Raw genomic sequence first — 13,004 nt, 5'->3', positions numbered from 1 at the left:
AAAACTGCGCAGTCAGTGTCTGCCGATTTAGGGAGGAATAGTCCAGTAATCAAAGAGTGATATACGCTGGCGTTATTCGACAACTTCTGCGATTTGCAGTAATTCGATAGGAGGGTACATACCCAGCTTTTTTGCAACGTCCATATTCACCACGTATGCAAAGTCGGTCACGCGTGCGATTGGCAGATCCCCCGGCTCTTTGCCATCCCTCAGGATTTTCAATGCCTGTTGCGCTGCAAGTGCTCCGACATCTGCCGCTCGCGCAGCCACAGAAAGAAGCGCATCCTGCTCCCTGACGACTTCCTCATAGGGGCTGAGGATTGGCAATCCGTTTTGAACGGCGGCGCCTGTGAACACATCTGCATTCAGCCTGAGGAAAGAACTCGACCCAAGATAAATGAAATCCACGCCAGCGTCGGCCAGTTCGGCCACCTTGCCTGGGATCAGAGCCGAGTCAGGGACATTCTGATTTCCCGGATCAATTTCAAGTGCTGTCAATTCGAAACCCATTTCTTTTGACAGCTCCTCCATTTCCTTAACCTTTAATGCAGAGTTCCTCTCGTTCATGTTAAAGAGTATTCCAAGATGGTCAAAGTCGGGTTGAATCGTTCGAATAGTTTTGATGTTTACTGCTTCGGGAACGCGATTAAATGTTCCGGCTACATGAGGTCGACCGCTGCCTTCAAAACTTTCAGCGATGCCGCTCCCAAAAGGGTCTGAAACGTACATGAAAACAAGCGGACGCTTTGATATGAAATTTTCTGGTTCGCTATTGTTGATGTGACCGGCCACACCCAAGGTAACGCTGGTCCCGTATGTAAGGACCAGATCAGCATCTATTTCGCGGGCTTCAATAATGAACTCGGGTAGTTTGTCACGATCTTGCATTGCATCCCTGATCAAAACTTTAGCATCAAATTCACTGTCTTTTATTGTGTCGATAAATCCCTGGCAGCCGTGCTCGCAACCCTCCCAGAAAATTCCGAATATTGTTTTTTCGCCGGCTTGCACCCAACCACAGGCCAACAACGATACAGCAAGGGCGGATGCAAAATAGTGGAGTTTTTTCATTTCAGCCTCATCGCCAGAGTCCATTTGGACTGGTTGCCTCAATCAATTTATTCAGAGACGTGTTCCGGTGTTTTCCTGTGACTAGTTCCGCCACCAAGCATGAATAGCGTACCACATAACATCAGCCCGCCAATGCCGCCGATGATGGTCAAATACCCGAGCCGGGGTATCAAGATTACACTCGCAATCAAACCTGTGATTGCCGCCAAACGTTCAATCAGACGCAAGGCACCTAAGGCTTTTTCACCCCCACCGGCTCCACAGGTCTGTTCGCCAATTTGGATGGCTTGGGCATATTGGGTCGCGTCGCACATCGCATACCCCAAGCCGAACAGCGTCACGACAATAATCATGGGCATAATCCCGGACCAGAAGTATAGGGATGAGATCGCAACACCGGAAATAAAGATGCCAAAGATCAAAAACGGCACCTGCCCAACTTTCCCGTCGGCAAACCTCGCTACGGTTGGGCCCAAAAGAAGTTGGGCAAGATAGTACAACATCACGATCCGGCCAATGTCAGCCACTCCGACACCTTGGCCCTCAAGAACAACCGGTGTTAGATACCAGATGAAGACGGACATACCGATATTGATTGGTACGGACACACCAAGCGTCAACGCAAAAAACCTGCGATTGGTAAGCACTGTCCAAATGCTCTTGTCTGATTGCGTGGTTGTAACTTCCTGATCCAAGGAAACGTGGCCAGAAATAACCCTCGCACCAATTAGTCCTGACAACACCGCCAAACCTGCTCCAAAGAAAAAGGTTCCCGAAGCTCCGATGCGGTCCGCAAGAACACCGCCGAGTGCAGACCCACAGAATGCTCCGCCGATGATTACGAACAAGAATCCACCGATTGCTTGGGTGAGTTCGTCCCTAGGAGCGGTCTTGATCGCGTATTCCTGACACGAAATCGTCGCTAAGGCATAAACGATGGCCATAAAACCGTGCCAAAACGCAATTACCAAAGCGTTCTGCCCCAAACCAACTCCAACCATGGTCAAAGCCGTAACAGGAATAGCTGACAAGAAAAGGCGTTGTGGGCTAAAACGACGCGCAATCGCTCCACCGAAAGGGGCCATCAAAGCCATCGCAACAAGATAGGCAATTAGTGGTGCAGTTGCCGCCATTTCCGAGGTCAGCCAATCCGGTCCACCAGCATCCCGCGCATAGAGCGGAAGAAATGCGCCGCTGATTTCTGTGGCAGTTGAAAAGATAAACACCGGCAATCGGATATCCACGAAATAGGCTTGCGGCAAAGCTGAAAGCTTATCCTGAGCTCCTCTAAGCCTCGCAACGTGCAATGCGCGATCAGATAACCTCCTCGCAACTCTGCGTAACTCACCAGCATCCCGTGCCGGCAAAACATGCCGAAAGCTTGCTGCCGCCTGTTCATCCATCAGTGTAAATATCCGATCCAATGGCTTCCCGAGCATATTTGCCGAAACGAGCAGCACGATTTCAAATGCTAATAGGATTGCAACCAGTCCGACGACGATAATGTCTAGCATTACTTCCTGAAGCCTTGATCTGACAAAACGAGGGTCTGCTTCGATTGTAAGCTCACCGACGATGGTGTTTCGTCGAAGAATAGATAGCGTAACAGTATTCGGTGAAGTGTTAATTTCATTGGGTGCATCTGTACCCGTTGAATCGCCCCTGCTGCTTGAGGCTATCAATCTCCCCGAATTGGACCGCAACATGATTTTTTCCAGCTCTGGAAACTCTTTCAAGAGTTCATCCAGATACTCAGATGCGCCTCCGATGGCTTCCAGCGGAACACCGAAGTCAATCGCTCGTTCAATCTCTTCTCGAACCGTAGCCGCTATCAGTGCAGTCCGCTTGTTCATTTCCGGTTCAAGCGAGGCCTCAAATGTGCGCACAGCCGCAAAGGCCATCAGCGTCAACGACAACAATACAATTGCCGCGACCCATCCCACGACTCTACCTGCAGCCAGTCTTCCGTGTTGTTTTTGCGTGTTCAAGAGTCGCCCCCTTTATCCGAGGGGCAGACACTCTTTCGTTCCGACTCGTACATCCGCTCGGATTTCCACAGCTGATCCCAAAAGTAAGCGCTGGAGATTCCAAGCCCATCTACGTCTTTTGGCTTGTCCGTGTCAGGGTTGGATGCCCGCCAGAATGATCGCTCGAACAGATTGTAGGCTGCTAGTATGCCATCGATAATTCGAACGTGCTCAGCCAATGCAAGACGTAGAACCAACGCTCCAATCAAGATTGTCACTATCATAAGCAACCCGGCCACAAACGATAGTTTTGCTACCATAGCCCGCATCTGATCCATCGCCTGCGCGTTAGAGTACTTAATTGCTAGCCGAGCTGAGGGTGCACTTAGCTCGCCTACGTCTATTCCGGTCACAAAGCTTGCCCGTTCATCAATCTGAAAGACGCCTCCGGCCTCTGGATCGCTTACGGCGGAAACCCATGCAATTGGAACAACCTGAGTGTTTTGATCGGATGTGGAGTGGACGATTTCACCACCCAATGAAAACAGGGTTATGTCGTCAATTGCTGGGTCGCTTTGTTTGGCGGCTTCCAATACAGCAAGCGCGTTTCGAACAGACGAGACAGGCAACCCCAAATCTACGACAGAGTTGAACGGAACAGCTGTGCGCGTTGCCAAAACGACCAAACGTTCCCGCACCATATTGGAAAGTATGGCCTCAAACTGCAGGGTTGCCAGACCGACAAATACGAACAGGACAACCAGGTTCGCGGAAGCGACAACCGTCAGTATTCTACCCACTAGCCCCATGCGATTTGCTCCAAGAACCCTGCGGCCGAACCGATCACAAAAAAATGATGATAGCACAACCAATTAACGACAATTGAAGCGCAGTAATCAAGTCTACCAGAAACTCATTCCTCCCAACCGGCGAAATCCGTCGCAGCAGGCCGTTCGAACCCGGTCAACCGAGTTCACTGCAAACCGGAAAAAATACAAACAGATGAGATACTTGCGGGTTGCAAATCCGAGGGCATCGCGAGGAAACTTGATAACCGGTTTGGGCTCGGAGCGGACGTTAGACCCGTTCCGCAGAACGACCGCTGGGCGGACTAAACCGTCATTCTGAGTGCTTGCGTTACTCAGCTGCCATCTCTCTACGGACCTCGCCAACTTGACGAGTGATCTGACCAATATGTCGACCATCAGTACCGCAACACCCGCCCCAGACGTTTACATGTAGAAAGCGTCGTGCCAGATCAGCCATTTGGCCGCCAAGTTCTTCAGGGTCGCCGTCTTCAAGATGGCCGAGCTTGCATAAGTCAAGTGTTTCCATCGCGACGGCATTAGGCATGAAACCACCCAACCGGCGGGTCCAGTTCCCGTCCGTCAATCCCGGCGTAAACTCGGTCGGGTGCGTGCAATTGATCATGTAGTAAGCTGGCGCGAATTCGGTTGCGGCATCGACGGCGGTGATTGCCTGTTCCAGTGTCTCTCCGCCTTTGAGCTTGCCACCTCTCGCCACAAAGAACGAAATTACTACCGGTATGTCTGCCGATTTCGCGGCTCTGGCAATGCCTGTCGCCTCCTCGATGCTCGAAAACGTTGCTGCGGTTACGACATCGGCTCCCGCTTTCTTGAAAGTTAAGATTTGTTCGGAGTGGTACTCCTCGGCTTCGACCGCATCTGGCGTAAGACCTACATTATAGGCGTCACCGCGCGGGCCAATCACGCCGCCGACAATCATAGGCGTTTCCGGGCTTTCGTACTCTTTCGCAAAATCCTTGTAGAACTCGATTCCACGGATATTGATTTCTTCTAACGCTTCTTTGGAAAAACCGATCAGCTCTCCCCAATCTCGGCTGGCGCGATAGTGTAGGCCTTCGTTGATTACACCAAAGCCGTTCTCTACAGCCGCCTCAACCAACTTACGGTGATAGTCAGTCAGGCACGAAACACCTCGTTTATCATTTAAGAGTTCGAATGCGCAGAAGTGCCTGAGCGTGAAACCATCGACATACTGAAGCCAAGTCTCAAATCCACCGCCACAGGTCATATTTCGACCTTGCAGTTGTGGAAGTATTTCGTTTGCAGCCATCAAAACCCTCCTGACCCAATAACCGCCAATCTAACAAAGAACTTAAAATTTGTCGCGCACGGAGAAATGGGGGTTCAGCTACGAAGCGATCAACCGCACTGGGCTCGAAACCGTATTTCGCTGCGCATAGCATGAACAGCCGCTTGCGGTGAAAACTGCCTCCAGCTGCTCACATCGTCATCGAGCGCTGTGCAGATGGTGTGGATGGCTCCTGCTCCATCGGCGTCGCGATGCGCCATAGTGCAGGTGATGTCATCAGCGAGAGAGGAGCCACCCCATGCAAGTTACCACCATTGGCCTGGATCTGGCCAAGAATGTCTTTCAGGTTCACGGCGTCACTGAGGTGGGCGAGATCGTCTTCAACCGTTCGCTTCGGCGCGCGCAAATGCATCGTTTCTTTGAGAGCCTGCCGCCTTGCCTGGTCGGAATCGAAGCGTGTGGGACGAGCCATTACTGGGCGCGGGAGATTGCAACGCTCGGACACGAGGTGCGCCTGATCCCGCCGGCCTATGTGAAGCCCTATGTGAAGCGTGGCAAGTCGGATGCGATCGATGCCGCAGCGATCTGCGAGGCGGTGACACGGCCGTCTATGCGGTTCGTGGCGATCAAGACGCCGGACCAGCAAGCGGTCCTCGCGCTGCACCGTGTACGGGACCTGATTGTCCGTCAGCGGACGCAGATCGTGAACATGCTCCGCGGTGTGCTGGCCGAATTTGGGATTGTTGTTCGGCAAGGCGCCGGCCACGCCATAGCCTTTGCGAAGCATTGTTTTGAAGGCGTTGAACAGGACTTGCCGGACCCGGCCCGGGATATCGTGACCAATCTCAGCCACCAGCTCGTGGCTCTGCACCGCCGGGTACTCTGGTACGGTCGTCAGTTGAACCGGGCTGCACCCCTTGATGCGCGCGTCGCCCGCCTGCGGACGATCCCCGGCGTCGGACCGATCACCGCCTCCGCCATCGTCGCCTCGATCGGGGACGGGCGTCAGTTCTCAAACGGGCGCAGCCTCGCGGCCTGGCTCGGCCTCACACCGCTCAACCGATCGAGTGGCGGTAAGGAACGTTTGGGACGCATCTCGAAGATGGGAGACCGCTACATCCGCCGATTGTTGGTGCTCGGCATGACGTCCCGGATCAAGCAGATCAGACACCGACCTGATCAATTCGATCCTTGGTTCTCCGAAATCCTTGAACGTAAGCCCGCAAAGCTGGCAGCCGTCGCAATGGCCAACAAAACGGCGCGGATCATCAGGGCGGTGCTGACGCGCGAGCAGGACTACAAGGTCAGAACCGCGTAACGACTGAAAGGATCAACCAAATAACAAGACGCAGGATGTGATGGACATGGTCAGCCCAACGATCAAGACACACCGTGCCTTGTCCCGGACCTCACGTGTCCGCTCTGCAGAATGGGACCCTGTCTGCGGAACCCATCAGGGCCAGCGGTCAGACGCAGCGCGCAAACAGGCCGGACACAAGGCCGCTTCTGACCAAACACCCCTCACGGAAAAAGTCTTGCTTTGCAGGAGCCATCCACACAGGACAGAGCGGGCATCAAAAATGCTCAAACTAGCGATCTCTCATCATCGGGCCGCCTGGTCCAAGGTAGACCGCCGAATTCCATACCTCTTCCGTTACTCTACAGTTGTCGAATGTTCTTTCTTGTTCACCTGCTCGGCTGAGTCCCGTTGTGGCAGGCTTCCTTGCAAAGATCTGCCATTGACTGCCGTTGAATAGCTCCCAAACTGCGTTCATCTTCACTTAAACCTCCTGTGGGTTGGGGACGCTTGCAGAATGCGCGACACTTTTCGTTGGGCGTGAGTGGCAGAGAGGTTAAAAAGGGGGCAAATTCACCAATTCTGGATTTTTTGGCGATGCCAGTGTCAGTTCATATCGTTGCTACTCCAGAAACCAGCGCGTCCAGCGTGTTTGGTTTGTATGACACTTTGGTGGCTGCAGGACGGGACTGGGAACACTTGGTGAGCGGCGATGAGCCCGAGCCAGTGTTCAAAGTCAGCCTCATTGGCCCGGAAATTGAGGGATATCGTTGCGGAAGTGGCGTTTGGATCGCGCCGGACCAAACATTTGATGACGCCGACGATGCCGATATTGTTGTTGTACCGGGATTGACGATTTCACCGCACGACCGCCCTGATCCCGAGCAACACCCTTGTTTGACCTGGCTCGCCAATCGCGATCTGTCCAAGACCCGGATAGTGTCAGCCTGTACGGGTGCGGTCTATTTGGCGGAACTTGGTATTTTGGATGGGGTCGAAGCGACGACGCATTGGGCTTGGGAAGGCCTGTTTCAAAGGTTTTATCCAAAAGTGCGGCTTCGCACCGACCGAGGCCTTTGCTTTGCTGATGCGTCTCGCGGACCTGTTACGTCGGGCGGGACAACTGGGTGGCAGGAACTCGCCACGTTCTTGATTGCGCACTACGGCGGTACGCAAAGGGCGGTGCGGGCGGCAAAAATCTGGCTTATGGCCAACCGCGGAGAACTTCAGTCACCCTTCAGCTCAATGATCACCACGACACCTCATGCTGACGCGGTTATTGCGCAGGCTCAGGTGTGGATTGCCCAAAATTATGCCATCGATAACCCGGTGGCTGATATGACAAAACGTTCCGGGTTGCCGCCAACTACGTTTGCACGACGGTTCCGCAAAGCCACGAGCAAGTCACCGCAAGCCTACATTTTGGCGCTTCGGATTGAAGAGGCCCGGCAATTGCTTGAAACTACCGAGTGCTCGGTTGCGGAGGTCGGAGAAGCTGTTGGCTATGTTGATACCCCGTCGTTCAGGAGATTGTTCAAGCGAAAGACCGGACTGACACCAGTTGAACACCGCAAAATGTTCGGCCAGTCCAGGTTCGCTAAATTTTCCTGATAGACGTTGGCTCGGATCAGCAATCCCACTGACCGTTTCGGGCTCAAGGCAGTCATCTGAGTCTTTTCGTCAGACGACGGCTTAGGAACGGATAGCGGTCATTGTTGGTGGTCATTCCGAGAAATTTCGCCTGAAGGTCTGCATTGAACGGCAGAGTCGCGGACAAAGTTGCCATTAGCTGCACCGCGGCGCCAAAAGACCATTTGAACGTCTGGTCTGCGGGCGGAGCGGTCGTCTGCCTCGGGTGAGTTTATAACCGCAGTTAGTCGGAAGCGGACGTGACCAACGGGAATTTCCGTTTGAGGGAGCGTAGGCAGGTTAGCCGGAGAGCGGTCGCTCGGGGCGCAATTCATAGACAGTCGGTGTGCGGATGAAAACGCAATCAAAGTGACTGACCGCAATTCATTATTCCGGTTCACGGGAAGCTTCTACCTGAAAATGGCAGCATAGCGGGGCGCGAAGAACTTCGCGAAGGCCTTTACTTCGGGGCGACGATAAGCCTCTGGCGCAATCAGCATCAAATGCTCCGAGTTCATCTCCTCGAGCGGCGCAAAGCATTGAATGAGCGTGTCATCGCTTTCGGCAAGTTTCACGTTTATGATGCCAAGGCCATGACCCGACCGGATGGCGGCATGCATCAGATCCAGCTCGGAATAGGTTTGCCTGATCTGATCAGGTTCCGCATAGCGGATCAGCCAATCGTGAAAGGCTGACGGCACGCCTTCACGTAGGAAGCTGACAAACGTATGGTTGAACAAATCTTCGACCGAGGTCGGCAACCCGTGTTTTTCGGCGTATGAATGGGATCCGAAAAGCGCGTAACGCGCGGTGCTGATCTTGCGGCAGATGAGGTCTGGATGGGGAGGGCTTCTTGTCACGCGCATTGCTATATCCGCTTCGCCAGCCGATAGATCCAGGACTTCGACGCTGGGCAGGAATTCGAATCTGACATCGGGGCGGAGCAAAGAGAACTCGTTGAAGATCGTTGCGACCCGGGGTGAGAAGTTGCCGGAATAGGCCGTGATCCGGATCGGCCTGGTGCTGCGCAACGTTTCGACTGTCTCGGCCAGACAGATCGCCGCCGCTTCGATTTCTTCCGCCTTCTGCAGGATCGCTCGTGCTGTTTCGGTCGGCCGGAAGCCGCGCGTGTCCCGCTCGAACAAGGTTACGCCAAGCTCATGCTCAAGCGCCTCAATGCGGCGCGCAACAGTTGGCTGGGCCATGCCGAGCTGGGGCGAGGCAGCCAAGGTGGACCCCGCGCGCACGACGGCAAGAAAGACCCTAATTTCTGACCAGCTCCGGAATGCGCTCTTCATTTTTGTAGAATAGCACATCGCCGCGGCCGATACCCGAAAATCCCGCATCCACTACAGTGGGAGAACCTTCGCAGCAGCAGAAAAGGCCCGAGAGATGAACGCATTCATGACCAGCGCCCGCACAGTCCCGCCGCTTCAAAAGGCTCTTGGCTTCATCCAGCGTGTATTCAACTTCGCACCGCGCCCCCGCTCTGAGGAAACACAGCCCGATGACGCCCGGGCCCGGCGGGAATTCATCTGGGAGGTTCTTTCCCGCAACCCGGACGCCTTCTCCAGCGATGCCGATGTCCAAAGTATGATGAGTATGTATCCCGGCAGGTACTGACTAGTTCGGGCCCGACCTTGAGCGTAAATATCAGACGGTGTCGTGCCAATGGTTGGGGCGTTCCGGATCACACGGTAGCAAGGTCGGCAATACGGACAAAGTGGGTGTTCAAGGAACCTTTTAAAGTGCCTTTTCAATGAACTTTGAAAAAAGCTCACCCTGCGAATTGATCCTAAGTTTCGCGTAAATGTTGCGTCTGTGGATGCGGACTGTGCCTGGAGAGATGCCGAGAATTGTGCCGACAGCTTCTGCCGAATGGCCCTTCAACGTGAACTCAACGACTTCTCTTTCTCGTGGCGTCAGAACGCCATCGCCAAATGCCTGGAAAGCAAGATCGACGCGACGACTAACGCCATTCGCTGCGGCGCCGCGGGTCATCGTTGGAAAGTCACTCCAATGTTTGCAACAGGCTGCCCGAACGAGCGGCCATAGAGCGTGCAAATCACGAATTTCCTTGGCTGAAAAAGGCTTCACTGATCGCATAAGCGAGACCACAACCATCCCAGTGCTTGGGATATCGATAAAGTAGCCAATCTCCTCTGCTAACCCAGTCCTTTTGTAATAGCTGCGATAGTATTCGCCCTGATAGAACCTGTCTGGTGCGATATCGCGCATGCGGTACAGACTCGGTGTTATCGGTTTTGTCGCGGCCAAAAAAAACGGATCAAGTACGTAGGGCCCTGCTTGGTAATCCTCAACAAAAATACGCCGTTTGCTTTTGGGAAAATCGTCGTGAAGGTCTATAGGTGCTTCGGTTCCGACATGGCCAAACACCACTGTAAAATCGAATGGTGCGACCTGCCGCAAGCCATCTGCCAAAGCACATGGAAATTCTTGGGTTCCGATCTTCTCCACGACCCTGCCGGCCTCTTCCATCCAATCGTACACACGCTGCTCCAGATTTTCGAAAAGCAGCTCTATACCCCAATTGTGGTATATACAGCTAATCGGAGCTATTGTTACTTTTTCCCTGTTTGAGTGGTATGCCAGTAAATGCCAAAAAATCAAGCAAAAGGAAAAAGGCAGTATATGAGCTTTGACATGAGCGTCACCATGCAGACGATTGCGGAACTCCGCGGAGTGACTAAGACCTTCGGGAATGTGGTCGCTGCCAAAGACCTGAATCTTTCCATTGGGAAAGGAGAGTTCCTGTCGTTCTTAGGCCCATCTGGTTGCGGCAAAACCACTGCACTTAGGATGCTGGCGGGTTTCGAGAAACCAACCGAAGGTCAGGTGTTGCTCGATGGCGAAGTCGTCAACGACTTGGATGCGCACCATCGCCCAGTCAACATGGTGTTTCAGCACTACGCTCTTTTTCCTCACCTGAGCGTGTTCGACAACATCGCGTACGGCCTGCGCCAACAACGACCACGCGTAGACAAACAAACAATCGTGACAAAGGTTAAGCAGGCGCTGGAAACTGTCCGTCTTGGTGGGTTTGGCCCACGTCGCATCTGGGAGATGTCTGGTGGTCAGCAGCAACGCGTAGCTTTGGCGCGTGCGATCGTAAATGAGCCCAAGCTTTTGCTGCTCGATGAACCAATGGCTGCTCTGGATCGAAAGCTTCGAAAAGAAATGCAGTTTGAACTGCAGAACCTGCAACGACAACTGGGAATAACTTTTGTCCTCGTCACGCACGACCAAGAAGAAGCGCTTTCAATGTCCGACCGAATTTGTGTGATGGAAGGCGGCAGTATTGTGCAGGTAGGCAGCCCACGCGAACTCTATGACATGCCCCGCAGCCGTTACGTAGCTGGATTTGTAGGCACCTCGAATTTCTTTGATGCAACTGTAACTGACGCAGTAGCCGACCAAATCACTGTGCGTTTAGCGAGTGGCCAAAAGGTGCACGGAACTCCGGAGATTCCAATAGATGCAGGGCAGGAAGTGTGCGTCAGTATCCGTCCTGAACAGATCACGCTGACCCGCGCGCTGCCCGCAGCTGAAATTGCTCTGCCAGTTACCATTCAAAATCGGATCTTCCTTGGGGAGCACACAGAATACCTTGCGCGCAACGAAGCACTGGGTGATTTCCACGTACTTGTGCCAAGGCAAGCGGAATTGAACGAGGGGACGTTCAATGCAGGAGAACAGGCCTTTGTTTCATGGGGCGAAGGCGCACTGCTGATCCTGGAAAATTAACAAATCCCGCAGTCCAACAACAGAGAGGTTCACAATGACCAAGGATAATGGGACTATTTCCAAGCAAAAGTTCATGGAAGAGCTTCGCCGGTACCAAAAGGGTTCGGTCACACGGCGACATTTTTTGGGCGTGACAGGTCTTGGGATGGCAACGGCCGTTCTGGGCACGGCTATGCCTGGGTTGCGTCCACGCCCGGCATTTGCTGCCGGAGACATTGGCGACCGAGTGATCCTCGCCACGTGGCCGAACTACCATGACGAGATGAACTTCGAAGCCTTCACGGAAGCCACTGGCGCGTACGTTCAGGTCAATGTTTTTGGCTCGAACGAAGAGATGTTGGCAAAACTGCAAGCCGGAGGGTCTGGCTGGGACGTGTTCGTTCCAACCAATTACACGATCACTACGTATGTGGGCGAAGATCTGATCATCCCGCTCGATACGTCCAAACTGCCAAACTACGACGCAGGTTCATTCGAACAGCGCTTTTCAGATGCCGGCTCTGTCGATGGCCAGCTTTACGCGGTGCCGAAAAACTGGGGCACGACCGGCTTTGCAGTGAATACTAGTAAGCTTGACGGCGCTCCGACTCCAACCACATGGAAAGAGTTCTGGGACCTTACTATGGAAGGTTACTCAGGTCGGACAATGGTGCATGATTACCAACTCACCACCATCGGTAATGCCCTGAAATACTTCGGCTACTCCTTCAACTCGGTCGATGAGAAGGAACTGGCGGATGCCGAGAAATTGTTGCTGGATGCTAAACCGCATCTGTTTGCAATCTCGTCGGATTATCAGCCACCGATGCGTAACGGTGACGCGTGGATGACGATGTGCTGGACAGGTGACGGCAAGCAGATGAATGTCGACATGCCTGAAATCGCCTACGTTCTGGGAGCCGAGGGCGGTGAACTCTGGTCCGACTACTACGCTATTCCTAAGGGCGCACCTCATATGGATGCCGCTTATGCCTTGATCGACTTCCTGCTGAACCCGGAAGTTAATGCGAAAGAAGTTCTCGCTCATGGCTATCCATCGGCTGATGCTCGCACCAATGCGTTGCTGCCGAAGGAATTGCTGGAAGATCCGATCCTTTATCCGGCAGCTGACCTTCTGAATGCGCTCGAGTTTGGCGCGGCGGCTACGCTAACCGATCCAAACCGTGCCGAGTTGCTCGCCCGCTTCAAGTCGGCCTAAG

At 53.6% G+C, this 13,004-nt stretch carries 11 protein-coding genes; 5 read left to right on the top strand and 6 right to left on the bottom strand.

Annotation, left to right across the window (positions count from 1 at the left end):
- Positions 1 to 72: 72 nt before the first annotated feature.
- From GOV45_RS03255 to GOV45_RS03240, 4 genes are all read right to left on the bottom strand, one after another.
- Positions 73 to 1,071 carry an ABC transporter substrate-binding protein gene (locus GOV45_RS03255; protein WP_170474135.1) on the bottom strand — a complete coding sequence of 333 codons (999 nt, stop codon included), beginning with the start codon at positions 1,069 to 1,071 and terminating at the stop codon, positions 73 to 75.
- Positions 1,072 to 1,118: 47 nt separating this feature from the next.
- Entirely contained in the window at positions 1,119 to 3,059 is a 1,941-nt protein-coding gene (locus tag GOV45_RS03250) for an MFS transporter (RefSeq protein WP_170474132.1), read from the bottom strand.
- Positions 3,056 to 3,838: a hypothetical protein gene (locus GOV45_RS03245; protein ID WP_170474130.1), complete on the bottom strand. Its 783-nt coding sequence runs from the start codon at positions 3,836 to 3,838 to the stop codon at positions 3,056 to 3,058. Before GOV45_RS03245 ends, GOV45_RS03250 begins: the two co-directional genes overlap by 4 nt.
- A 337-nt stretch (positions 3,839 to 4,175) precedes the next feature.
- Positions 4,176 to 5,135 (bottom strand): homocysteine S-methyltransferase family protein, encoded by a 960-nt coding sequence (locus tag GOV45_RS03240; protein ID WP_170474128.1) that lies wholly within the window; start codon positions 5,133 to 5,135, stop codon positions 4,176 to 4,178.
- Positions 5,136 to 5,412: 277 nt separating this feature from the next.
- On the opposite strand from GOV45_RS03240, the gene GOV45_RS03235 reads away from it, so the two are divergent.
- Together GOV45_RS03235 and GOV45_RS03230 are read left to right on the top strand one after the other, a co-directional pair.
- Complete coding sequence (locus tag GOV45_RS03235) at positions 5,413 to 6,432, top strand: IS110 family transposase (protein ID WP_170474126.1); 1,020 nt, start codon at positions 5,413 to 5,415, stop codon at positions 6,430 to 6,432.
- Between the two features lie 519 nt (positions 6,433 to 6,951).
- A complete protein-coding gene (locus GOV45_RS03230; RefSeq protein ID WP_170474124.1) occupies positions 6,952 to 8,022 on the top strand; it encodes a GlxA family transcriptional regulator in 1,071 nt (356 codons plus the stop codon).
- Positions 8,023 to 8,450: 428 nt separating this feature from the next.
- Here GOV45_RS03230 and GOV45_RS03225 read toward each other — a convergent pair whose 3' ends face one another.
- On the bottom strand, positions 8,451 to 9,338 hold the full coding sequence (locus GOV45_RS03225) for a LysR family transcriptional regulator (RefSeq protein ID WP_170474121.1): 888 nt from the start codon (positions 9,336 to 9,338) through the stop codon (positions 8,451 to 8,453).
- Between the two features lie 106 nt (positions 9,339 to 9,444).
- Here GOV45_RS03225 and GOV45_RS03220 point away from each other — a divergent pair, with 106 nt between their 5' ends.
- Positions 9,445 to 9,663: a hypothetical protein gene (locus GOV45_RS03220; RefSeq protein ID WP_170474118.1), complete on the top strand. Its 219-nt coding sequence runs from the start codon at positions 9,445 to 9,447 to the stop codon at positions 9,661 to 9,663.
- A 120-nt stretch (positions 9,664 to 9,783) separates the two neighbouring features.
- On the opposite strand, the gene GOV45_RS03215 is transcribed toward GOV45_RS03220, so the two are convergent.
- Complete coding sequence (locus tag GOV45_RS03215) at positions 9,784 to 10,551, bottom strand: helix-turn-helix transcriptional regulator (protein WP_367648646.1); 768 nt, start codon at positions 10,549 to 10,551, stop codon at positions 9,784 to 9,786.
- A gap of 153 nt (positions 10,552 to 10,704) precedes the next feature.
- Between GOV45_RS03215 and GOV45_RS03210 the strand changes: the two genes are divergently transcribed.
- Positions 10,705 to 11,805 carry an ABC transporter ATP-binding protein gene (locus GOV45_RS03210; protein WP_254447886.1) on the top strand — a complete coding sequence of 367 codons (1,101 nt, stop codon included), beginning with the start codon at positions 10,705 to 10,707 and terminating at the stop codon, positions 11,803 to 11,805.
- 34 nt (positions 11,806 to 11,839) lie between these two features.
- On the top strand, positions 11,840 to 13,003 hold the full coding sequence (locus GOV45_RS03205) for an ABC transporter substrate-binding protein (protein WP_170474114.1): 1,164 nt from the start codon (positions 11,840 to 11,842) through the stop codon (positions 13,001 to 13,003).
- The last annotated feature ends 1 nt before the right edge of the window (position 13,004 follow it).

Source organism: Ruegeria arenilitoris (genome assembly GCF_013035425.1).
GTDB classification, from domain to species: Bacteria; Pseudomonadota; Alphaproteobacteria; order Rhodobacterales; family Rhodobacteraceae; genus Ruegeria; species Ruegeria arenilitoris_A.
This window is presented reverse-complemented; position numbering and strand designations above follow the sequence as displayed.

What these genes read in the sequence shown, in the direction of transcription:
- GOV45_RS03255 (WP_170474135.1), bottom strand. Translation starts at nt 1,071, where the DNA reads ATGAAAAAACTCCACTATTTTGCATCCGCCCTTGCTGTATCGTTGTTG.
- GOV45_RS03240 (WP_170474128.1), bottom strand. Translation starts at nt 5,135, where the DNA reads ATGGCTGCAAACGAAATACTTCCACAACTGCAAGGTCGAAATATGACC.
- GOV45_RS03235 (WP_170474126.1), top strand. Translation starts at nt 5,413, where the DNA reads ATGCAAGTTACCACCATTGGCCTGGATCTGGCCAAGAATGTCTTTCAG.
- GOV45_RS03225 (WP_170474121.1), bottom strand. Translation starts at nt 9,338, where the DNA reads ATGAAGAGCGCATTCCGGAGCTGGTCAGAAATTAGGGTCTTTCTTGCC.
- GOV45_RS03220 (WP_170474118.1), top strand. Translation starts at nt 9,445, where the DNA reads ATGACCAGCGCCCGCACAGTCCCGCCGCTTCAAAAGGCTCTTGGCTTC.
- GOV45_RS03210 (WP_254447886.1), top strand. Translation starts at nt 10,705, where the DNA reads ATGAGCGTCACCATGCAGACGATTGCGGAACTCCGCGGAGTGACTAAG.
- GOV45_RS03205 (WP_170474114.1), top strand. Translation starts at nt 11,840, where the DNA reads ATGACCAAGGATAATGGGACTATTTCCAAGCAAAAGTTCATGGAAGAG.